Annotated in this window: 19 protein-coding genes; 11 read left to right on the top strand and 8 right to left on the bottom strand. The window is 55.1% G+C overall.

From position 1 onward, the window contains the following. Window positions 1–114: 114 nt before the first annotated feature. Window positions 115–1,599 (bottom strand): outer membrane channel protein TolC, encoded by a 1,485-nt coding sequence (gene tolC / locus AAIE02_RS20490; RefSeq protein WP_166995182.1) that lies wholly within the window; start codon window positions 1,597–1,599, stop codon window positions 115–117. A gap of 212 nt (window positions 1,600–1,811) precedes the next feature. Between tolC and nudF the strand changes: the two genes are divergently transcribed. From nudF to parE, 5 genes are all read left to right on the top strand, one after another. Then, on the top strand, window positions 1,812–2,444 hold the full coding sequence (gene nudF, locus AAIE02_RS20485; protein WP_498533150.1) for an ADP-ribose diphosphatase: 633 nt from the start codon (window positions 1,812–1,814) through the stop codon (window positions 2,442–2,444). Window positions 2,445–2,446: 2 nt separating this feature from the next. Next, the gene (locus AAIE02_RS20480; protein WP_008460921.1) at window positions 2,447–2,872 is read left to right on the top strand and encodes a DUF1249 family protein; all 426 of its coding nucleotides are present in this window, start codon (window positions 2,447–2,449) and stop codon (window positions 2,870–2,872) included. A 143-nt stretch (window positions 2,873–3,015) separates the two neighbouring features. Then, entirely contained in the window at window positions 3,016–3,843 is an 828-nt protein-coding gene (cpdA, locus tag AAIE02_RS20475) for a 3',5'-cyclic-AMP phosphodiesterase (RefSeq protein WP_336708667.1), read from the top strand. Next, window positions 3,843–4,418: an esterase YqiA gene (gene yqiA, locus AAIE02_RS20470; RefSeq protein WP_498533149.1), complete on the top strand. Its 576-nt coding sequence runs from the start codon at window positions 3,843–3,845 to the stop codon at window positions 4,416–4,418. Before cpdA ends, yqiA begins: the two co-directional genes overlap by 1 nt. A 45-nt stretch (window positions 4,419–4,463) precedes the next feature. Then, entirely contained in the window at window positions 4,464–6,356 is a 1,893-nt protein-coding gene (parE, locus tag AAIE02_RS20465) for a DNA topoisomerase IV subunit B (RefSeq protein WP_008460924.1), read from the top strand. 65 nt (window positions 6,357–6,421) lie between these two features. On the opposite strand, the gene AAIE02_RS20460 is transcribed toward parE, so the two are convergent. The 4 genes from AAIE02_RS20460 to qseB all read right to left on the bottom strand — a co-directional run bounded on the left by AAIE02_RS20460 (window position 6,422) and on the right by qseB (window position 9,485). Beyond that, entirely contained in the window at window positions 6,422–6,739 is a 318-nt protein-coding gene (locus AAIE02_RS20460) for a putative quinol monooxygenase (protein WP_008460925.1), read from the bottom strand. Between the two features lie 30 nt (window positions 6,740–6,769). Beyond that, complete coding sequence (locus AAIE02_RS20455; protein ID WP_039297985.1) at window positions 6,770–7,351, bottom strand: NAD(P)H-dependent oxidoreductase; 582 nt, start codon at window positions 7,349–7,351, stop codon at window positions 6,770–6,772. Window positions 7,352–7,467: 116 nt separating this feature from the next. Next, entirely contained in the window at window positions 7,468–8,829 is a 1,362-nt protein-coding gene (gene qseC / locus AAIE02_RS20450) for a quorum sensing histidine kinase QseC (protein WP_498533148.1), read from the bottom strand. Further along, window positions 8,823–9,485 (bottom strand): quorum sensing response regulator transcription factor QseB, encoded by a 663-nt coding sequence (qseB, locus tag AAIE02_RS20445; protein ID WP_336708671.1) that lies wholly within the window; start codon window positions 9,483–9,485, stop codon window positions 8,823–8,825. Before qseB ends, qseC begins: the two co-directional genes overlap by 7 nt. Window positions 9,486–9,677: 192 nt before the next feature. Here qseB and AAIE02_RS20440 point away from each other — a divergent pair, with 192 nt between their 5' ends. The 6 genes from AAIE02_RS20440 to AAIE02_RS20415 all read left to right on the top strand — a co-directional run bounded on the left by AAIE02_RS20440 (window position 9,678) and on the right by AAIE02_RS20415 (window position 17,968). Further along, on the top strand, window positions 9,678–10,079 hold the full coding sequence (locus AAIE02_RS20440; RefSeq protein ID WP_166995190.1) for a YgiW/YdeI family stress tolerance OB fold protein: 402 nt from the start codon (window positions 9,678–9,680) through the stop codon (window positions 10,077–10,079). A 147-nt stretch (window positions 10,080–10,226) separates the two neighbouring features. Then, complete coding sequence (gene parC, locus AAIE02_RS20435) at window positions 10,227–12,497, top strand: DNA topoisomerase IV subunit A (protein WP_336818880.1); 2,271 nt, start codon at window positions 10,227–10,229, stop codon at window positions 12,495–12,497. A gap of 90 nt (window positions 12,498–12,587) precedes the next feature. Next, window positions 12,588–13,343, top strand: a complete 756-nt coding sequence (locus AAIE02_RS20430; protein ID WP_008460931.1) for a 1-acylglycerol-3-phosphate O-acyltransferase — start codon at window positions 12,588–12,590, stop codon at window positions 13,341–13,343. A 62-nt stretch (window positions 13,344–13,405) separates the two neighbouring features. Further along, window positions 13,406–14,818, top strand: coding sequence for a cell division protein FtsP (gene ftsP / locus AAIE02_RS20425; protein ID WP_039297975.1), 1,413 nt, complete (start codon window positions 13,406–13,408; stop codon window positions 14,816–14,818). A 202-nt stretch (window positions 14,819–15,020) separates the two neighbouring features. Further along, the gene (locus AAIE02_RS20420) at window positions 15,021–17,189 is read left to right on the top strand and encodes a YgiQ family radical SAM protein (RefSeq protein ID WP_498533147.1); all 2,169 of its coding nucleotides are present in this window, start codon (window positions 15,021–15,023) and stop codon (window positions 17,187–17,189) included. A 116-nt stretch (window positions 17,190–17,305) separates the two neighbouring features. Then, the gene (locus AAIE02_RS20415) at window positions 17,306–17,968 is read left to right on the top strand and encodes an HAD family hydrolase (protein ID WP_498533146.1); all 663 of its coding nucleotides are present in this window, start codon (window positions 17,306–17,308) and stop codon (window positions 17,966–17,968) included. A gap of 40 nt (window positions 17,969–18,008) precedes the next feature. Here the strand turns inward: AAIE02_RS20415 and phnE (AAIE02_RS20410) are convergent, their stop codons facing one another. From phnE (AAIE02_RS20410) to phnD, 3 genes are all read right to left on the bottom strand, one after another. Then, complete coding sequence (gene phnE, locus AAIE02_RS20410) at window positions 18,009–18,890, bottom strand: phosphonate ABC transporter, permease protein PhnE (protein WP_498533145.1); 882 nt, start codon at window positions 18,888–18,890, stop codon at window positions 18,009–18,011. Beyond that, window positions 18,887–19,756, bottom strand: a complete 870-nt coding sequence (phnE, locus tag AAIE02_RS20405; RefSeq protein WP_498533144.1) for a phosphonate ABC transporter, permease protein PhnE — start codon at window positions 19,754–19,756, stop codon at window positions 18,887–18,889. The genes phnE (AAIE02_RS20410) and phnE (AAIE02_RS20405) overlap by 4 nt, the downstream gene beginning before the upstream one ends. Window positions 19,757–19,857: 101 nt before the next feature. After that, window positions 19,858–20,799, bottom strand: coding sequence for a phosphonate ABC transporter substrate-binding protein (gene phnD, locus AAIE02_RS20400; protein ID WP_008460942.1), 942 nt, complete (start codon window positions 20,797–20,799; stop codon window positions 19,858–19,860). Window positions 20,800–20,813 lie beyond the last annotated feature (14 nt).

Here is a 20,813-nt window from a genome sequence, read left to right as displayed (position 1 = left end):
AAATTGAAGCGATGTTGGCCTGTTGGCAGGAGATCTTTACGTTGCCTTACGTTCAAACGCGAGACAGAAAAAAAGGGGCGTAAAAATACGCCCCTTTCGTTGGCATTCCGGCGATTAATTAGCGAATGGGTTCGCTTTTTTCCCGCTGGTGGCCGCAGCCGGAGTGGCATGAGTTGCCTTAGTGGAAGCCGTCGCTGGCGCGGTGTTGTAACCGTCAGCGCGGGCATCCTGCTCTGGGGTTTCCGGCGCAACACTGTCCGCAGAGGTTGAAACCGGTTTGCCCAGCGTATTGTTCAGCGCAATCAGATCTTGCTCGTTCAACGTACCCAACGCTGATTTAATATTCAGCTGGTTAATCAGGTAGTTATAACGTGCGCTGGAGAGTTGCTGTTTGGCGTTATACAGCGTGGTGGTCGCATCCAGCACGTCAACGATAGTACGGGTACCCACCGAGTAACCGGCTTCCATCGCATCCAGGGAGCTTTGCGCAGACACCACGGCCTGTTTGTAAGCGTTGATGGTGCTGATAGAGGCGTTCACGTTATTAAAGGAAGAACGCACGGTCTGTACCACGCTGCGGTGCGCGCTTTCCAGCTGCTCGCTGGCACCCACAAAGTTGTACTGAGCCTGTTTAACCTGAGAGTTAACCTGGCCACCCTGGTACAGCGGCAGGGAGAAGCTCAGGCCAACCTGGTTCTGCCCTTTATAGCTGTTGTCATACTGCGAATTGCCGGAAGTTTTAGAACCATTGTAGCTGCTGTTAGTGACGCCGCTGGATGCGTTCAGGCTCAGCGTCGGCAGATGACCATCTTCAGCCAGGCGAATTTGTTCGCGCGCCAGATCCTGGCTCAGACGAGCCTGAAGCAGGCTAAGGTTGCGTTTTTCAGCATCTTTTAGCAGGTTGTTGACCGCATCTGGCTTGGTGGTTTTGAAACCGTCTACGTTCAGAGAAGCCAGGCTCAGATAGTCGTTCCCGGTGACCTGACGCAGTGATTCCACCGCGTTGTCCAGGTTATTACGGGCGGTGACTTCGTTCGCCAGCACGGTGTCGTACTGCGCGCGGGCGTTCTGCACGTCAGTGATGGCGACCAGGCCTACGTTAAAGCGCTGAGTCGTTTGATCCAACTGGCGGTAAATGGCCTGTTTCTGCGCTTCAGTATAGGAAAGCGCGTCAATGGCGCTCAGCACGTTGAAATAGGCTGTGGCCGTGTTCAGGATCAGAGACTGCTGATCGGTCTGGAAGCTGACGTCCTGAATCCCTGCGGTTTTTTCCTGCAGGCTCAGTGCGCGCCATTTCGACATATCAAAAATGGTTTGCGTCAGCTGTAACGTTGCGCTGGTCGTGTTGGAGTTAATACCGTTAGAGTCGCGGAAACCGTTACCGTAGGTGTAATCTGCACCCAGGCCCAGCTGTGGCAGTAATGGGCTGCGTGCTTCATTAATTTTTTCGAATGCGGCGTCACGGTCAGCAGCGGATTTACGCAGGTCCGGGTTGCTGGTGCGCGCCTGTTGATAAACCTGCAGCAGGTTTTCTGCCTGGCTCATGGCGCTGAAACCCGTTAGGCTCAGACCGATAAGAATGGGGAGCAGTTTCTTCATTTGCATTCCTTGTTGTGAAGCAGAATTATTTTGTTTAACGCCGACAGGAGTCAAAGATGATCGCCGATTCTACAGATTCCGTCAGCCGGGCAGGTTGGCGTAAAGTGCCATCTACCTTAATTTTCACCAATCTACCACATCAAAATTGAAAGGGCAGTTACGCAGGGTTGAAATCGCCCGGCCAGCGCCCATTTGTCATCAGGACATCATCTATGAACAAGTCAGAAAAGCTAGCGGCTACTTTCGCCAAAAAGGATGTAGAAATTATTGCACGGGAAACGCTTTATCGTGGCTTTTTTTCACTCGATCTTTATCGTTTTCGTCATCGTTTATTCAACGGCGAAATGAGTGGCGAAGTCAGGCGCGAAATTTTTGAACGCGGTCACGCTGCGGTACTGCTACCCTATGACCCTGCGCGTGATGAAGTCGTGCTGATAGAGCAGATTCGTATCGCGGCCTGGGACACCAGCGAAACCCCATGGCTGTTAGAAATGATCGCCGGCATGATTGAAGAGGGCGAAAGCGTAGAAGATGTTGCGCGTCGTGAAGCCGTAGAAGAAGCTGGCCTTGCTGTGGGCCGAACCAAACCGGTTCTGAGCTATTTAGCCAGCCCCGGCGGCACCAGCGAAAGGTTGTCTATTTTAGTCGGCGAAGTGGATGCCACTCAGGCCAAAGGTATTCATGGCCTGGTGGAAGAAAACGAAGATATTCGTGTTCATGTGGTGAGCCGGGAGCAGGCTTACCAGTGTGTCGAAGAGGGGAGCATCGACAACGCGGCAACGGTCATCGCTTTGCAATGGCTGCAGCTGCATTATGAGCAACTAAGAAAAGAGTGGAATCACTGATTATGAAGCGCTATACCCCTGACTTCCCCGAAATGATGCGTTTGTGCGAAACCAACTTCGCGCAGCTGCGCCGCCTGCTGCCGAAAAATGATGCGGCGGGCGAAACGGTAACCTATCAGGTTAATAGCGCCAGATATCGATTAACTATTTCAGAATCAACACGTTATACCACCCTGGTGGAAATAGAACAAACGCACCCCTCGGTGAGTTACTGGAGCCTGCCGTCAATGTCGGTCAGGCTGTATCACGACGCGATGGTCGCGGAAGTGTGTTCAAGCCAGCAGATCTTTCGCTTCAAAGCGCGATATGATTATCCGAATAAAAAGTTGCATCAACGCGACGAAAAGCATCAAATTAACCAGTTTCTTGCTGATTGGCTGCGCTACTGTTTAGCGCATGGAGCAATGGCCGTGCCTGTGTATACCTAGTTTTTTTAGGGTTGAGGACGGTTAACGGCACAACGCCCTGAATAAATGGATGATATTGATACCCTGAATGAATCGAGCTGCCGCCTGGATATCAGCAGCTTAAATGTGGTGGGTAGTGAGTGCGTGAAACCTAAGGACACCATTTGGAAAGCCTGTTAACCCTTCCTGTGGCCGATGGAGGCCGAATCAGGATATTGCAAATAACCGATACCCATTTGTTCGCTGGAAAGAACGAAACGCTGCTCGGGATTAATACCTGGAAGAGCTATCAGGCGGTCTTGACCGCTATTCTGGCCGAACAGCGTGCCTGCGACTTACTGGTGGCAACCGGGGATTTGGCCCAGGATCACAGCGTGGAGGCTTATCAGCATTTTGCTGAAGGAGTCTCCAGCATTTCTGCGCCTTGCGTTTGGCTGCCGGGTAACCACGATTTTCAACCTGCAATGTTTAACGCTCTGCAGGAAGCGGGTATTTCTCCGGCCAAGCGCGTTTATATCGGCGATCGCTGGCAAATCTTGCTGCTGGACAGCCAGGTCTTTGGCGTTCCCCACGGTGAACTGAGCGACTATCAGCTGGAATGGCTTGAGCGTCAGCTGGCTGCGGCTCCAGAGCGCCACACCCTACTTTTGCTGCATCATCATCCTCTTCCTGCCGGCTGCAGCTGGCTGGATCAGCACAGCCTGCGCAATGCTGCCGCACTGGATGCCGTGCTTAAGCCCTGGCCGCAGGTGAAAACGCTGCTTTGTGGGCACATTCATCAGGAACTGGATCTCGACTGGAACGGTCGCAGAATGCTGGCCACGCCTTCGACATGCGTCCAGTTCAAACCTCACTGCGCCAATTTCACGCTCGACACCATTGAGCCGGGGTGGCGCTGGCTCGATCTTTATCCTGACGGCAGCCTGACGACGGAAGTTTGCCGTCTGCAAAGCGGTAAATTCAGCCCTGATACGGCTTCTGAGGGTTATTAATGCCTGCGTTACTGTATCTGCACGGGTTTAATAGCTCTCCGGCCTCCGCAAAAGCGACCCGTTTTAAGGCGTGGTTGGCTCAGCATCATCCTGAAATTGAGATGATTGTGCCTCAGTTACCGCCTTATCCGGCAGAGGCTTCCGAGCTGCTAGAGTCGCTGGTGCTCAAACGTGGAGGAGAGCCACTGGGCATTGTGGGGTCTTCCCTCGGCGGTTATTACGCGACCTGGCTTTCGCAGTGCTTTACGCTGCCTGCGGTGGTGGTTAACCCGGCGGTTCGCCCTTTTGAGCTGCTTGTGGGTTACCTTGGTAAAAACGAGAACCCCTACACCGGGCAGCAATATGTGCTAGAGTCACGCCATATTTACGATCTGAAAGTCATGCAGATTGACCCGTTGGAAGCGCCAGACCTGATTTGGCTGCTGCAACAAACGGGCGATGAGGTGCTTGATTACCGCCAGGCCGTAGCCTACTACGCGCTCTGCCGCCAGACGGTGAAACCCGGTGGCAATCATGCCTTCACGGGCTTCGAAGATTATTTCACACAGATTGTCGACTTCCTCGGCTTGTGCTGAGGCCTGACGGCCGATTTCCTGTTTCGCTATCTGAATGAATAAACCATGACGCAATCCTATAATGCCGATGATATAGAGGTACTCACCGGGCTTGAGCCTGTTCGCCGCCGCCCGGGGATGTACACTGACACCACTCGTCCTAACCATTTAGGACAGGAAGTCATTGATAACAGCGTGGATGAGGCGCTGGCAGGTCACGCTAAGCGCGTGGATGTCATCCTGCACGCCGACCAGTCGCTGGAAGTCATTGATGACGGGCGCGGGATGCCTGTTGATATCCATTCCGAAGAGAAGGTCCCGGCCATTGAGCTGATCCTTTGCCGTCTGCATGCGGGCGGTAAATTCTCGAATAAAAACTACCAATTTTCCGGCGGCCTCCACGGCGTAGGGATCTCTGTGGTTAACGCCCTTTCCAAACGCGTTGAAGTGACCGTCCGCCGCGACGCTCAGGTATACAGCATCGCTTTTGAAAACGGCGAGAAGGTACAGGATCTGGAGGTGATTGGCACCTGCGGGAAGCGCAATACCGGGACCAGCGTGCATTTTTGGCCGGATGAAAGCTTCTTCGACAGCCCGCGCTTTTCCGTTTCACGCCTCAGCCATCTGCTGAAAGCGAAAGCGGTACTGTGCCCGGGGGTTGAGATTACCTTTACCGATAAGGTGAATAATACCGAGCAGCGCTGGTGCTACCAGGACGGCCTGAACGACTATCTGTGCGAAGCCGTAAATGGCCTGATTACCCTCCCGGAAGCACCGTTTATCGGCAATTTTTCGGGCGACACCGAAGCCGTTGACTGGGCGCTGCTCTGGTTGCCGGAAGGCGGTGAGCTGCTGACGGAAAGCTACGTAAACCTGATCCCAACCATGCAGGGCGGTACTCATGTTAACGGCCTGCGTCAGGGGCTGCTCGATGCCATGCGTGAGTTCTGCGAATACCGCAACATTCTGCCGCGTGGCGTGAAGCTCTCTGCGGAAGATATTTGGGAACGCTGCGCCTATGTGCTGTCGGTCAAAATGCAGGATCCTCAGTTTGCTGGCCAGACGAAAGAACGTCTCTCGTCACGCCAGTGTGCGGCCTTTGTCTCCGGCGTAGTGAAGGATGCTTTCAGCCTGTGGCTGAACCAGAACGTACAGGCGGCAGAACAGCTGGCAGAGCTGGCTATTTCCAGCGCTCAGCGCCGTATGCGCGCCGCGAAGAAAGTTGTGCGTAAAAAGCTGACCAGCGGGCCAGCGCTGCCGGGTAAGCTGGCAGACTGTACTGCGCAGGATTTAAGCCGGACCGAACTATTCCTGGTGGAAGGGGACTCGGCGGGCGGCTCCGCGAAACAGGCTCGCGATCGCGAATATCAGGCGATCATGCCGCTGAAAGGGAAGATCCTGAACACATGGGAAGTTTCTTCTGACGAAGTACTGGCCTCGCAGGAAGTGCACGATATTTCTGTGGCGATCGGTATTGATCCAGACAGTGAAGATCTGAGCCAGTTGCGCTATGGCAAGGTCTGTATCCTTGCGGATGCGGACTCCGATGGTCTGCACATTGCCACGCTGCTGTGCGCGCTCTTTGTGCGCCACTTCCGGGCACTGGTGAAAGGTGGTCACGTTTACGTGGCGATGCCGCCGCTCTACCGCATCGATCTGGGTAAAGAGGTTTATTACGCGTTGGATGAAGAAGAAAAAGCCGGCGTGCTGGAACAGCTTAAGCGCAAGAAAGGCAAGCCAAACGTGCAGCGCTTTAAAGGGCTGGGCGAGATGAACCCGCTTCAGCTTCGCGAGACCACGCTTGATCCGAATACGCGCCGTCTGGTTCAACTGACCATCAGCGATGAAGACGACCAGCGCACGCTGGCGACAATGGATATGCTGTTGGCCAAAAAGCGTTCGGAAGATCGCCGCAACTGGCTGCAGGAAAAAGGCGACATGGCCGATATCGAGGGCTAAACGTTTTTCTCCAAAACGTAAAAGGGATGGCTCAGGCCATCCCTTTTTGCATTCTCAGACGCCAGTTACTTCACGGCTTCTTCGAGAATGCGGATATGCACTTCCAGCACGTCGTCTTTCACGCGGGCGCTATGTTCTTTCATGTGGGCCGTCTCAAGATGGGCTTCGAGATGCGCAACGCTTTCCCATTTTTCCAGCATGAAGATGGAGTCCGGGGCGGTAGTCTGGAACGCGACCTGGGCGTTATGATCGACCAGCGGCGCGTAGCCGTGGCAGCCTTCTTCCTTCAGCACGGTTGGAATAATTTTCTCAAACGCTGCAATTACCGCCTGGCGATGGTGTGACCCAGGGCGTGTACGAATTTCTGCAATCACTGTCAGCATGACTAACTCCTTATGTTATCCGGCAAACAGTTAAGCAAAAATACCAGCCAGATGCTTGCGATATTCTGCTACATAATGTGGCACATCAGGTGCCTTGATGACGTCATTAGCGATAAAGGTTGGCAGCCCTTCCATGCCCAGAAACTGGTTAGCCTTGTGGAATGGAAGATAAACGCCGTCTACGCCAACGCCATGGAAAAACTGATCTTTTTCGGTGAAAGCTTCTAAAGGTGCGTTCCAGGTCAGGGACATCATGTAGGTTTTGCCCTGAATCAGGCCGCCGGAACCATATTTTTTAGAGGCGTCTGAACGGGTACGGCCGTCGCTGGCATACAGCGAACCGTGGCCTTCGGTGAACACATCGTCAATGTACTTTTTGACCGTCCACGGGGCGCCCATCCACCAGCCCGGCATCTGCCAGATGATGCTGTCTGCCCAAAGGAATTTCTCAACTTCCGCTTTAACGTCATATTCGCTGTCTGCGCGGGTGACCTGGACATCATGCCCGAGGTCGCGCAAATAGCTTTCCGCGACTTCGGTCATGGTGTCATTAAGCTGGCCGTTGGAATGACCGAATTTTTTACCGCCGTTGATAATCAGGATGTTGCTCATTGTTAGCCCTTAAATAATTACGTTGGCCAATCATTATAATGAGAACCTTACTGTGAAAAAATGACCAGGATGTGCAAAGACTTTTGCTGCACGAGCAATAATCCGGCTGAAATTTCTCAGTTCCAACGGATGCAAACCCTAAAACCGCCGCTTTCTGCGTTGCCGAAAGTTGCCCGCATACCGTGCAACGCCGCAATTCGACTAACGATTGACAACCCCAGCCCGCTGCCGGTTTTTAGCTGCCCTGGTGGGCGGAAGAAGCGTTCCCCCAAAGAGGCAAGATATTCAGGGTTCACGCCCGGTCCATTGTCGATAACCTCAAGCTCATTCTCCTTAAGTACGACGTTCACAACGCTGCCTGCAGGGCTGTAGCGGACGGCGTTATCAATGATATTGCGCAACATCAACCCAAGCAGAAGTGGCTGAACGAGCTGGGTTACTGGTTTTTCCGGCATCTGCAGGTGGATATCAATATGCTCTCGCTGGGCCGCGTGCCAGGCTTCCATCACGCTTTCCTGAAGCAGAGTCTGCAGTGACACGTCCTGGACATCATTCAGTTCAGCCAGAGAGTCCAGCCGGGAAAGCGTCAGCAGCTGTTCAACAAGACGGGAGGCTCGGTCAATGCCCTGATGAAGCTGGTTCAGCGCTTGCTCTCTGACTTGGGCATCATCTTCCGCCAGTTGAGCCACCTCTGCCTGTACCTTCAGGGCCGCAAGCGGGGTTCGGAGTTCGTGGGCGGCATCGGACGTAAAGCGCCTTTCACGCTGCATAAATGCTTCTGTACGCTCAAAGAGCTGATTTAAGGCATCCACAAGGGGCCTGACTTCCAGCGGGAGAGGCTGAGTCTCGAGTCTGCTGTTGTCACCGGGGGGGCGACGCTGTAGTTTTTGCGCCAGTTTTCGCAGCGGTGCCAGCTCTCTGCTGACTAACCCAATCAGCAGGACCAGCATCAGCGGCAGTGCTATTAACCAGGGCGTGAGCTGAGCGGACACGATATCCAGAGCCATATCGTTCCTGTAGTCCCACTCCTGACCGACCACGATACGATAACGACCATCAGGCGTTGTCAGCCAGACCAGACGCCAGAGATCGTCATCATCATCGAGTTGCCCATCAGTAAATCCGTCCCTATGCCATGAATAGATCAGTCCTTTACCGCTGTCACCGTCATTGAGCACAAGCCTGCCCTCAGCGGTAAAAATGGCGAAGGCTAATGTGTCATCATCGAGCTTACCGCGATGTTTTTTCAGAATGTTTTTACTGCGAGGAAGCTGTGGCTCGGCGCTGTTTGCGCCATCGAAATCCAGCACGCTTAGCCGCTTAGCAAAAAGCAGTTGTTGGGTATCGAAGAGCTTGTTGAGCGATTTACGGGCTTCATACCAAGCGGCGGCACTGGCAAAGGCTGCTGCTGCAAGGGTCAGCACTATAAAGCCTACGGTCAGGCGTGTGCGTAAGCTTTTGGTCAACGTTCTTAGCATGCATCACCTAACGTATAGCCGATGCCGTGTACGGTGCGAATAAAACCGCTGCCCAGCTTTTTACGGAGATGATGGATGTGAACTTCAAGGGCGTTGCGCGAGACTTCATCGTCCCAGCTATAGATTTTTTCCTCGATCAGTGTACGTGGCAGAACACGCCCGACATTACGCATAAGCAACTCGAGTAAAGCGAATTCCTTAGGCTTTAGCTGTAGGGGCTCGCCGTTGAGAGATACCGTATGGTTTTCCGGAGAAAGTACGACATTTCCGTGGGTAATCTCTGGCTGCGCGTGGCCGTGCGCCCGGCGGATGAGTACCTGCAACCGCACTGCCACTTCTGTCAGGGCGAATGGTTTGCAAAGGTAGTCGTCCGCACCCAGCTGTAATCCTTCAATGCGCTCTTCCAGCGAGTCTCTGGCAGTCAGGATTAGTACGGGCTGACTGTGCCCCTCTTTACGCCAGGCGCGCAGAATATCCAGGCCATCCATGCCCGGGAGACTGAGATCCAACACTACGGCGTCGTAGGGGGCCAGGCCAAGTGCGGCTTGCCCCTTTGGCCCATCGCTAAACCAGTCAACTGCAAACCCCATTTTGATTAATCCGGCTTTAATGCCGTCACCAATTAGTGGGTCATCCTCAATAAGTAACAGGCGCATGGCGCACTCCTTGTTGCTGCCGTTAAGACGAGCAGTAAATACCTGTCGTCTTTGTGTGTACAGAAGAAAAGCCTGCTCCTTCGGCAAAGACCGCAAATTTGTAATAAAAAAACACTTCCTGCCGAGGGGTTAAGATCTCGTTAAGATTTGGGCGCTTTACTAGGGGCTAAGAAACGAAAGGAGAATTACATTATGAAAAAGACAGCCGCTTTATTTGCCATTATCGCTTTAACTTCAGCCCCTCTATTTGCTGCTCAGACCGGCGGGTTTGTTGACCCTAATGCCTCGGTACAAACTCAGCCTATACAGCAGGGCGGCTTTGTGGGCCCAACGGGGAGTAAAACCACGGTAAAACAGGCCAAAACGTTATCTGATGACACTTGGGTGACGCTGACCGGTAAAATTGAGCAGCGCATTGGTGGTGAAGATTATATTTTCCGCGATGCAACCGACAGTATCAACGTAGACATTGACCATAAGCGTTGGAACGGCCAAACGGTCACTCCTCAGGACACCGTGGAAATTCAGGGTAAAGTGGATAAAGACTGGAACTCGATAGAAATCGACGTAAAGCAAATTAACAAACTGAAGTAACGCTGAAAATGCGGCTTGCCCATATGGGCTGCCGCTTCGTATAAAGCTATTCATCGCTATGACTCAACAGGCCAGATAAGGTACTATCGGCGGCAATTACGCCGATTGTGGCCACAATCGGTTCGTCAGTTTGAGGATGAATGAGCAATGAGTGATTTGACTCATGATGGTGCTGAGCGTCTTGCGCTGCACGAATTCACGGAAAATGCGTATCTCAACTATTCCATGTACGTCATCATGGACCGCGCCCTGCCGTTTATTGGCGACGGGCTCAAGCCGGTTCAGCGTCGAATCGTATATGCGATGTCGGAGCTGGGGCTAAACGCCAGCGCAAAATTCAAAAAGTCAGCCCGTACCGTGGGTGATGTGCTGGGTAAATACCATCCGCACGGCGACAGCGCCTGTTATGAAGCGATGGTGCTGATGGCGCAGCCGTTCTCTTACCGCTATCCGCTGGTGGACGGGCAGGGGAACTGGGGCGCGCCGGACGATCCTAAGTCCTTTGCTGCCATGCGTTATACCGAATCCCGCCTGTCGAAGTACGCGGAGCTGCTGCTCAGTGAGCTCGGGCAGGGAACGGTAGACTACATCCCGAACTTTGACGGAACGCTGCAGGAGCCAAAAATGCTGCCTGCGCGTTTACCGAACATCCTGCTTAACGGGACAACCGGCATTGCGGTAGGGATGGCAACAGACATTCCTCCGCATAACCTGCGTGAAGTCGCCCAGGCCGCCATAACACTGATTGACCAGCCAAAAACGACGCTGGACAGCTTGCTGGATATCGTCCACGGTCCGGATTATCCGACCGAAGCGGAAATCATCACGCCGCGCGAAGATATTCGCAAAATCTACCAGAACGGGCGCGGCTCCATCCGCATGCGTGCGGTGTGGCGCAAAGAAGACGGCGACGTTGTGATTACCGCGCTGCCTCATCAGGTATCAGGCGCTCGCGTGCTGGAGCAGATTGCCAGCCAGATGCGTGCGAAAAAGCTGCCAATGGTTGAAGACCTGCGCGACGAGTCGGATCATGAAAACCCGACCCGGCTGGTGATTGTGCCTCGTTCCAATCGCGTAGACGTTGAGCAGGTAATGAACCATCTGTTCGCGACCACCGATTTGGAAAAAAGCTATCGCGTTAACCTGAATATGATTGGCCTTGACGGTCGCCCGGCGGTGAAAAACCTGCTGGAGATCCTCAGCGAATGGCTGGTCTACCGTCGTGACACGGTGCGCCGCCGCCTGAACTACCGTCTGGAAAAAGTCCTTAAACGCCTGCATATCCTCGAAGGTTTGCTGGTAGCGTTCCTCAATATCGACGAAGTGATTCATATCATTCGTACCGAGGATGAGCCGAAGCCGGTGCTGATGTCTCGTTTTGATATCAGCGAAACGCAGGCCGAAGCTATCCTTGAGCTGAAGCTGCGTCACCTCGCCAAACTGGAAGAGATGAAGATCCGCGGCGAGCAGAACGAGCTGGAAAAAGAACGCGATCAGCTGCAGGGTATTCTCGCTTCAGAGCGCAAAATGAACACGCTGCTGAAAAAAGAGCTGCAGTCAGATGCCGATACCTACGGGGACGACCGTCGCTCTCCGCTGCATGAGCGCGGTGAAGCGAAGGCGATGAGCGAGCATGACATGGTGCCGTCTGAACCGGTGACGATTGTGCTGTCGCAAATGGGCTGGGTGCGCAGCGCCAAAGGCCACGATATTGACGCGCCGGGCCTGAGCTATAAAGCCGGTGACAGCTACCTTGGCTCAGCCAAAGGTAAGAGTAATCAACCGGTGGCGTTCATTGACTCCACCGGGCGAAGCTACGCGCTGGATCCTATCACGCTGCCGTCAGCACGTGGTCAGGGTGAGCCTCTGACCGGTAAGCTGACGCCACCGCCGGGTGCGACGGTTGACTATGTGCTGATGGCCGCAGACGATCAGAAGCTGCTGATGGCTTCGGACGCAGGCTATGGCTTCGTCTGTACCTTTAACGACGTTGTTTCACGCAACCGCGCAGGTAAAACGCTGATTTCCCTTCCGGATAACGCCCGCGTCCTCCCTCCGCTGGAAATTCACAGCGCAGACGACATGCTGTTGGCGATCACCGCCGCCGGGCGCATGCTGATGTTCCCGGTGAGTGACCTGCCGGAACTGTCGAAAGGCAAGGGTAATAAAATTATCTCTATCCCGGCAGCCGAAGCGGCGAAAGGTGAAGATAAGCTGGCACATCTGTTTATCCTGCCGCCGCAGAGTACGCTGACGCTGCACGTCGGGAAGCGTAAAATTAAGCTGCGCCCTGAAGAGCTGCAGAAAATTACCGGTGAGCGAGGCCGCCGCGGGACGCTGATGCGTGGCCTGCAGCGTATCGACCGCGTGGACGTCGATTCCCCAATGCGGGCTGGAGCTGGAGACAGCGAAGAATAATCCGGGGTACGGCGGCAGCGTTGCCGCCGTCCGGTGTGTTTTACGCTAAAGCCGATATACTTATCAACGGCTTCGGCTCATGAGGTAGTTATGCTAGCGATTGTACGTTTTATTATTGTCGTTATTTACTGCATCCTGGTATGCATCTTTGGTTCAATTTATTGTCTGTTTAGCCCGCGTAATCCGCGCCATGTGGCAACTTTTGGGCACCTTTTCGGGCGTCTGGCGCCAGTATTCGGTCTCAAGGTTGAAACCCGCTTACCTGCCGGGGCAGAAAACCATCCCACCGCGATTTACATCGGTAACCATCAAAACAACTACGATATGGTGACGGCTTCGAGTATCGTGCAGCCGCCGACGGTGACGGTTGGGAAAAAAAGCCTGGTGTGGATCCCGTTTTTTGGCCAGCTTTACTGGCTGACGGGCAACCTGTTGATTGACCGGGATAACCGGGCAAAAGCCCACGGTACTATCTCCCAGGTTGTCGAGCAGATTCGCAAACGTAATGTTTCTATCTGGATGTTCCCGGAAGGGACCCGCAGCCGTGGTCGGGGCCTGCTGCCGTTTAAAACCGGGGCGTTTCATGCCGCGATTGCCGCGGGCGTGCCGATTATTCCGGTGTGCGTTTCCAATACCAGTAATAAAATTAAGCTAAACCGTTGGAACAACGGGTTGGTCATCGTCGAAATGCTGCCGCCAATTGATACCAGTGCTTATGGGAAAGATCAGGTCCGTAAGCTGGCCACTGACTGTCGTGAACTGATGATGGCCAAAATCGACGAACTCAATCAAGAAGTTGCCGCGCGTGAAGCCGCCGGCAAAGTTGAAAAGAATCAGGCGAGTTAAATGCCGCCTTTGGCGGTACGGTTTGTATCGCCTTTCGTTATTCAGTTTTACATGGAGCAATTATGTCACTCAGTCGGCGTCAGTTTATTCAGGCATCCGGAGTTGCGCTTTGTGCCGGCTCGGTGCCGCTGAGGGCAAACGCGGCAGGGCAGCAGCAGCCTTTACCTGTTCCCCCTCTGCTTGAATCTCGTCGCGGCCAGCCCTTATTCCTGACGCTGCAGCGCGCTCACTGGTCATTTACCGGCGGCGCGAAGGCACCCGTTTGGGGCTTTAACGGACGCTATATGGGGCCAACCATTCGCGTCTGGAGCGGGGATGACGTGAAGATGATCTACAGCAACCGTCTGCAGGAAAATGTTGCGATGACGATTGCTGGCCTGCAGGTGCCGGGTCCGCTGATTGGCGGGGCCGCACGTATGATGTCGCCGAACGTAGACTGGGCGCCCGTTTTACCCATTCGCCAGCGAGCCGCTACGCTTTGGTATCACGCCAACACGCCGAATCGCACCGCAAGGCAGGTTTACAACGGCCTCGCGGGGATGTGGTTAATTGAGGATGAAGTCAGCAAATCTCTGCCAATCCCTAACCATTACGGCGTGGATGACTTCCCGATTATCATCCAGGACAAGCGACTCGACAACTTCGGTGCGCCAGAGTATCAGGAGCCAGGTAGCGGCGGTTTTGTTGGCGATACGCTGCTGGTGAACGGGGTGCAAAGCCCGTACGTGGAAGTGTCCCGTGGTTGGGTGCGTCTGCGTTTGTTGAACGCCTCAAACTCGCGTCGCTACCAGCTGCAAATGAGCGATGGTCGCTCCATCGCGGTGATTTCCAGCGATCAGGGATTCCTGCCGGCACCCGTTTCGGTCAAGCAGCTGTCGCTGGCCCCGGGAGAGCGGCGAGAAATTCTTATCGACATGACCGAAGGCAAAGAGGTCTCGATTACCGCCGGTGAAGCGGCGGGGATCATGGATCGCATTCGTGGTTTCTTTGAGCCGTCGAGCATTTTGATTTCCACGCTGGTGTTAACGCTGCGTCCTACCGGGCTGTTGCCGCTGGTGACCGACACGCTGCCAATGCGCCTTCTGCCGGAAGAGATTATCGGCGGTAACCCAACGCGCAGCCGTGAAATCACCCTCGGTGACGATCCTGGCATTAACGGCCAGCTGTGGGATATGAAGCGGATTGATATTCAGACTCAGCAGGGCACCTGGGAACGCTGGACGGTGCGCGCTGATACGCCGCAGTCTTTCCACATTGAGGGCGTTAGTTTCCTGGTGCGCAACGTCAACGGGGCTTCGCCGTTCGGGGAAGATCGCGGCTGGAAGGATACCGTGTGGATAGACGGGCAGGTTGAGCTGCTGGTCTACTTTGGGCAGCCTTCCTGGGAGCATTTCCCGTTCCTCTACTCCAGCCAGACGCTGGAGCTTGCCGATCGCGGCTCCATCGGTCAGCTATTGGTTCAGCCCGCACCCTAGTTTTTACCCTCACCCTAACCCTCTCCCTACAAGGGAGAAGGGACAGCATGGGACTCACGCAGAGTCTTTTTCCCCTCGCCCCTTTGGGGAGAGGGCCGGGGTGAGGGGCGTGAAACACCGAATAACCCTTCAAAGATTATTGCTAATAGGCGTATAATCGCCGCCCTTTTGTTCATTTCTACATCATCTCTTCGGAAATATTATGAGCGTCAAAAGCCTGATCCAGCCGGAACGCGAACTCTTTTCATGGCCTCAATACTGGGCCGCCTGTTTTGGTCCGGCACCGTTTTTACCCATGTCTCGAGCGGAGATGGACGAACTCGGCTGGGACAGCTGCGACATCATTCTGGTCACCGGCGATGCCTACGTGGATCACCCCAGCTTTGGGATGGCCATCTGTGGCCGTATGTTAGAGGCGCAGGGTTTCCGTGTCGGTATCATTGCTCAGCCGGACTGGTCTTCTAAACAGGACTTTATGCGCCTCGGCAAGCCGAACCTGTTCTTTGGCGTGACCGCCGGGAACATGGATTCGATGATTAACCGCTACACGGCGGACCGCAAGCTGCGCCACGACGATGCCTACACGCCGGATAACGTGGCAGGCAAGCGCCCCGATCGTGCTTCTCTGGTTTACACCCAGCGCTGCAAAGAAGCGTGGCGTGATGTGCCGGTGATCCTCGGCGGCATCGAGGCCAGCCTGCGCCGTACCGCGCATTATGATTACTGGTCTGATACCGTGCGCCGCTCGATTTTGGTTGATGCCAAAGCCGATATGCTGATCTTCGGCAATGGTGAACGTCCGCTGGTGGAAGTGGCGCATCGTCTGGCTAACGGAGAAGGGATCGCTGACATTTGCGACGTGCGTAATACCGCCATCATGCGCAAAGAAGCGATGCCCGGCTGGGCAGGCGTCGATTCCACCCGGCTTGATACGCCAGGAAAAATCGACCCCATTCCGCATCCTTACGGGGACGATCTCCCCTGTGCCGACGGCAATAAACCGAAGGACAAGAAGGCGGATGAAACCAAAGCGGTAACCGTGCAGCCGCCGCGACCAAAGCCGTGGGAAAAGACCTATGTTCTGCTGCCGTCCTTTGAGAAGGTGAAGGCCGATAAGGTGATGTATGCCCACGCTTCGCGGATCCTGCATCATGAAACTAACCCCGGTTGCGCCCGAGCGCTGATGCAAAAGCACGGCGATCGCTATATCTGGATCAACCCTCCGGCAATCCCGCTTTCTACCGAAGAGATGGATAGCGTGTTCGCACTCCCCTACCAGCGTGTGCCTCATCCTTCCTACGGCAAGGCCCGCATTCCGGCCTATGAGATGATCCGCTTCTCGGTGAACATTATGCGCGGCTGCTTCGGCGGCTGCTCTTTCTGCTCCATCACCGAGCATGAAGGCCGCATTATTCAGAGCCGATCCGAAGATTCCATCATCAGCGAAATCGAAGCGATGCGCGACAGCGTGCCGGGCTTTACCGGCGTGGTGTCCGATCTCGGTGGCCCAACGGCCAATATGTATATGCTGCGCTGCAAGTCGCCGCGCGCGGAGCAAACCTGCCGTCGCCTGTCGTGCGTTTACCCGGAAATTTGCCAGCATATGGACACCAACCATCAGCCGACCATCGATCTCTACCGCAGTGCCCGCGATCTGCAGGGCGTGAAGAAGATCTTGATTGCCTCCGGCATACGTTACGATCTGGCGGTTGCCGATCCGCGTTACATCAAAGAGCTGGCCACTTACCACGTGGGCGGTTATCTCAAAATTGCCCCAGAGCATACCGAAGAAGGGCCGCTGTCGAAGATGATGAAGCCGGGGATGGGCAGCTATCATCGCTTTAAAGAGCTGTTCGATACCTATTCGAAGCAGGCTGGCAAAGAGCAGTATCTGATCCCATACTTTATCTCCGCGCACCCTGGGACGCGTGATGAGGACATGGTGAACCTGGCGCTGTGGCTGAAGCAGCACCGGTTCCGCCTCGATCAGGTTCAGAATTTCTATCCGTCGCCGCTGGCTAACTCCACCACCATGTATTACACGGGCAAAAATCCGCTGAGTAAGGTGAACTACAAAAGCGAGGATATCGTTGTGCCTCGCGGTGACCGCCAGCGCCGCCTTCATAAAGCTCTGCTGCGCTATCACGACCCGGCTAACTGGACGCTGATCCGTGAGGCGCTGGAGGCGATGGGGAAAAAGCACCTGATTGGCGGCAGACGTGAATGCCTGGTGCCTGCCCCGACCCTGGAAGAGATGCGTGAGGCCCGCAGGCATGCTCGTCACGCCCGCCCGGCGCTGACGAAACATACCCCGCTTGCGCACCAGCGCCGTCCGGCAGCAGCAGGAAAGAGGAAGCCGCATGTGAAGTAACGCGTGCTTTCATGCCGCTGTCATTTTTTTCTGCGACAAAGAGAAGTGGGAATCCCTGCCCGTCGGGTCTGGTGCTAAGCTGCCCGGCGGCCTCTTTGCTGAAATGAGAAATGAACATGTCTAACCCGCTGTACGTTTTTGACCTCGACCACACCCTGATTGACGCCGATTGCAGCACTCTCTGGAGCCGCTTCCTTTCTCGCGAAGGGCTGATCAAAGACCCTGATTATCTGGCCAAAGAGCACAAGCTGATGCTCGACTACCAGCGTGGCGAAATGAACATTCACGAATACGTTGGCGTCACGCTGGCCCCGCTGGCCGGCATGACAGTTGCCGATGTCGATACGCTGGTGGCTCGCTGCGTAGAAAATGATGTACTGCCGCTGGTTTACCCGGAGGCGAAGCGCCTGATTGAGCAATTACACGCTCAGGGCCAGCAGATGATGATCATCTCTGCGTCGGTCAGCCTGCTGGTGAAGGCCATTGCGCCGCGGCTGGGCATTGAACACGCCATCGGTATCGACCTGGTGACCGGCAATAACGCCTACACCAGCGTGATAAGCGGCGTGCCGAGCTATCAGGCAGGTAAAATTACCCGTCTGAAGGAGTGGCTGACGGTGAACCCCGAATACAGCGGAGAACTGACGTTTTATACCGACTCTATTAACGACCTACCGCTCTGCCTTGAGGCCGACAAAGTGCTGATGGTAAATCCTTGCCAGAAGCTTGCGGCGCAGGGCGCTCGCTACGGCTGGCAAACGCTGAACTGGTCTTTATAGCGGAACCGGGGCATGGCGAAAACCGTGCCCCGTTTAGGCGTTATTGCGGAGAATACAGCGGCACCGGCTTCCCGGTGATATAGCGGCGGCGCAGCCAGGCAGAAATAGCATCCATCGCCATTACCACGCAGACCAGAATCAGGGTGATAAACATCACCACGTCCCAGTTCCACAGCCGCATGTTCTCGGCATAAACCAGGCCGACACCGCCCGCGCCGACAAAACCCAGCACCGCCGCTGAACGGGTGTTGGACTCAATCTGATACAGGCTGAGGGAGAGAAACGCCGGGAATGACTGGGTGAAGATCCCGAAGCGGTGCTTCTGAATGCCTGCCGCGCCCACGGCGGTTAATCCCCGGCTCGGAGAGCGTTCTACCGCTTCGTGCCCCTCGGCATACAGCCTGCCCAGTAAGCCGGTATCCTGCATGATGATTGCCAGTACGCCAGCCAGCGGGCCAAGCCCCACGGCGCGCACAAATATTAGCCCCCAGATTGCCATATCCACGCCGCGCAGCAGGTCGAACAGGCGGCGAACCAGCAGCGCAATGACCCTTGCCACCGGGCCCTGCATGATATTGCGGGCGGCAAAGAACGACAGCAGCAGCGCCAGCACAGTGGCGGTTAGCGTCCCGGCAAAGACAATGGCGAGTGTAATAGCGATTTGCGAGAAGTAATAGGCGAACGGCCAGTTAACAAAGTCATGCCAGACAAACATGCGCAGGAAATAGCGCCCGAGCTGAGCGATGCCGGTCAGGATTTGCCCGGAGTCGATGCCGAAAGTGAAGAAAAACCAGACGTAGTAGCCGAGGATGGCGGCGGCCATCAGGCCGATGTGACGCAGATAGCGTCCCTGCATCCGGTAAAGTTCGCGGTGCTGCTCGCGGCTTTTAGCGATATCCGGTGTTGCCTGTGAAATGCTCATTTTTTCCCCTCCAGAACCCAGCGGCGCAGCCTGCCGGACAGGACATCGAGGATGGAAACCACCACGATAATCAGCAGCAGCGTGATGCTGACCTGGTCGTAGCGGTCGAGTTTAATGTTGGTCATCAGCTCCTGGCCGATCCCGCCTGCGCCAACGAGGCCGAGAATGGTGGAGGAACGGAAGTTAATTTCAAAGCGCATAAAGCTGTAGGACAGGAAGATCGGTTTCACCTGCGGCCACAGAGCGAAGCGCACGCGCTGAAGTGGCGTGGCACCGCAGGCCACCAGGCCGCGCACAGGTTTGTCGGACGCGCTTTCGATGGCTTCGTAAAACAGCTTGGTCAGGCTGCCAATGGTGTGCAGGGCCAGCGCCAGAAACCCCGGAATAGCGCCAATACCAAAGGCCATCACGAACATCACCGCCCATGCCAGCTCCGGCATGGTTCTCAGGAAGGCAACTGAAGCACGAACGCCGAAGCGCACCGTGGGCGGTGTCCAGGTATTACCGGCGGCCAAAAATGCCAGCACAGCGGCAATGCAGGTCGAAATCAGCGTCGACGCCAGCGCCAGCTGCAGCGTTTCCCAAATCAGCGGCAGCTGAATCGGCAGGCGGTATCCCCAGTAGGCCAGAGAGCCTTTGGTGTGGACGTCGGCCAGCAGAACCGGGAGGTGCAGCGTCGGCAGGGTTTCGAACATGTAGTCGAGGAAGTTTGGCAGCGATTGCCAGATGGTAGTCAGGCTGAACTCTGCGATATGACCGGCGGTAAGATACAGGCCTACCAGCAGCAGGGACCAAATCAGGGTGTCGCGCTTCTGGCGCATTCTGACCTGGTGATAGTAACGCTCAAATTCCGTATTCAACATCATCACTTATTATCCGGTTTGTTTCCGGTGACGGGTTGCCCCGTCCTGATAAAAAAGCACCCAGGCAGGCTGCCGGGGTGCGATTTTTATGCGGTGGGCGTCAATTAGCGAGCGCTAACCAGCTCACGCTTCATGTCGATGATCTGCTGGAAGTCAGCCACTGACGCCGGGCCGATGTGCTGGGTGCCGCCCATTGCCTTCACGAAGCAGCCGTGATCTTCTTTATCCAGTTTTTTCACCGCATCCACCACTTTGGCCTTGAAGTCAGCTGGCAGCTTGTTGCTGACCAGGATTGGGCCGTTAGGGATAAGCGGGGAAGTCCAGATGATGCGGATCTGCTTCATCAGGTCAGGGTGATCCATACGGATCAGGCGGTTAAACGCCCCGGCGGTGTAGCCGTCGTTATAGTCGCCAACCATGGAAGCCCAGGTCACTGCGCCAGCAAACTGGCCGTTCAGCACGCCCAGGATGTCCTGTTCGTGGCCGCCGGAGAAGGTGACGCTGGAGAAGAAGTTGTTGTATTTGTTGTCCGCGGTGCCGCCGAGTTTCTGTTTGAACTCGTGGTTCGGGATCAGATAGCCAGAGGTGGAGTCCGGATCCGCGAAGCCGAAGGATTTGCCTTTCAGATCTTCGATGGTTTTGTACGGACTGTCGGCTTTCACGATCACTACGGAGTGGTAGCCGCGGGACTGGTCCTTATCGTCAACCGCGATGCCGACGATATCCACCGCTTTCGGGTCGTTCATGTACACCGAAGCGTAGGAAGAAGGAGACATGCTCAGCACCAGGTCGACTTTACCGCCGATCAGGCCCTGAATAACGCCAGAGTAGTCAGAAGAGTTACGCAGTTTAGTGTCGACATTCAGTTCTTTATCCATGAACTGCTTCACACACTGGTTATCACCAATTTGCTGGGTCGCATTCTGCCCGCCGAGGATCCCGAGGTTCAGTTCGCGCGGCTGGTCAGCAGCCATAGCGTGGCCTGCAATCACAAGGCCAGTAATCACTGCGGATAAACGTAATGCGCCAGTCAGTTGCTTTTTCATTATCATTGCCTGTG

Source organism: Cedecea sp. Ae19-4 (assembly GCF_059801165.1).
This window is presented reverse-complemented; position numbering and strand designations above follow the sequence as displayed.

Excerpts from the sequence above, each read along its gene's own strand:
- tolC (WP_166995182.1), bottom strand. The coding sequence starts at position 1,599 with ATGAAGAAACTGCTCCCCATTCTTATCGGTCTGAGCCTAACGGGTTTC.
- nudF (WP_498533150.1), top strand. The coding sequence starts at position 1,812 with ATGAACAAGTCAGAAAAGCTAGCGGCTACTTTCGCCAAAAAGGATGTA.
- AAIE02_RS20480 (WP_008460921.1), top strand. The coding sequence starts at position 2,447 with ATGAAGCGCTATACCCCTGACTTCCCCGAAATGATGCGTTTGTGCGAA.
- yqiA (WP_498533149.1), top strand. The coding sequence starts at position 3,843 with ATGCCTGCGTTACTGTATCTGCACGGGTTTAATAGCTCTCCGGCCTCC.
- parE (WP_008460924.1), top strand. The coding sequence starts at position 4,464 with ATGACGCAATCCTATAATGCCGATGATATAGAGGTACTCACCGGGCTT.
- AAIE02_RS20460 (WP_008460925.1), bottom strand. The coding sequence starts at position 6,739 with ATGCTGACAGTGATTGCAGAAATTCGTACACGCCCTGGGTCACACCAT.
- AAIE02_RS20455 (WP_039297985.1), bottom strand. The coding sequence starts at position 7,351 with ATGAGCAACATCCTGATTATCAACGGCGGTAAAAAATTCGGTCATTCC.
- qseC (WP_498533148.1), bottom strand. The coding sequence starts at position 8,829 with ATGCTAAGAACGTTGACCAAAAGCTTACGCACACGCCTGACCGTAGGC.
- qseB (WP_336708671.1), bottom strand. The coding sequence starts at position 9,485 with ATGCGCCTGTTACTTATTGAGGATGACCCACTAATTGGTGACGGCATT.
- AAIE02_RS20440 (WP_166995190.1), top strand. The coding sequence starts at position 9,678 with ATGAAAAAGACAGCCGCTTTATTTGCCATTATCGCTTTAACTTCAGCC.
- parC (WP_336818880.1), top strand. The coding sequence starts at position 10,227 with ATGAGTGATTTGACTCATGATGGTGCTGAGCGTCTTGCGCTGCACGAA.
- AAIE02_RS20430 (WP_008460931.1), top strand. The coding sequence starts at position 12,588 with ATGCTAGCGATTGTACGTTTTATTATTGTCGTTATTTACTGCATCCTG.
- ftsP (WP_039297975.1), top strand. The coding sequence starts at position 13,406 with ATGTCACTCAGTCGGCGTCAGTTTATTCAGGCATCCGGAGTTGCGCTT.
- AAIE02_RS20420 (WP_498533147.1), top strand. The coding sequence starts at position 15,021 with ATGAGCGTCAAAAGCCTGATCCAGCCGGAACGCGAACTCTTTTCATGG.
- AAIE02_RS20415 (WP_498533146.1), top strand. The coding sequence starts at position 17,306 with ATGTCTAACCCGCTGTACGTTTTTGACCTCGACCACACCCTGATTGAC.
- phnE (WP_498533145.1), bottom strand. The coding sequence starts at position 18,890 with ATGAGCATTTCACAGGCAACACCGGATATCGCTAAAAGCCGCGAGCAG.
- phnE (WP_498533144.1), bottom strand. The coding sequence starts at position 19,756 with ATGATGTTGAATACGGAATTTGAGCGTTACTATCACCAGGTCAGAATG.
- phnD (WP_008460942.1), bottom strand. The coding sequence starts at position 20,799 with ATGAAAAAGCAACTGACTGGCGCATTACGTTTATCCGCAGTGATTACT.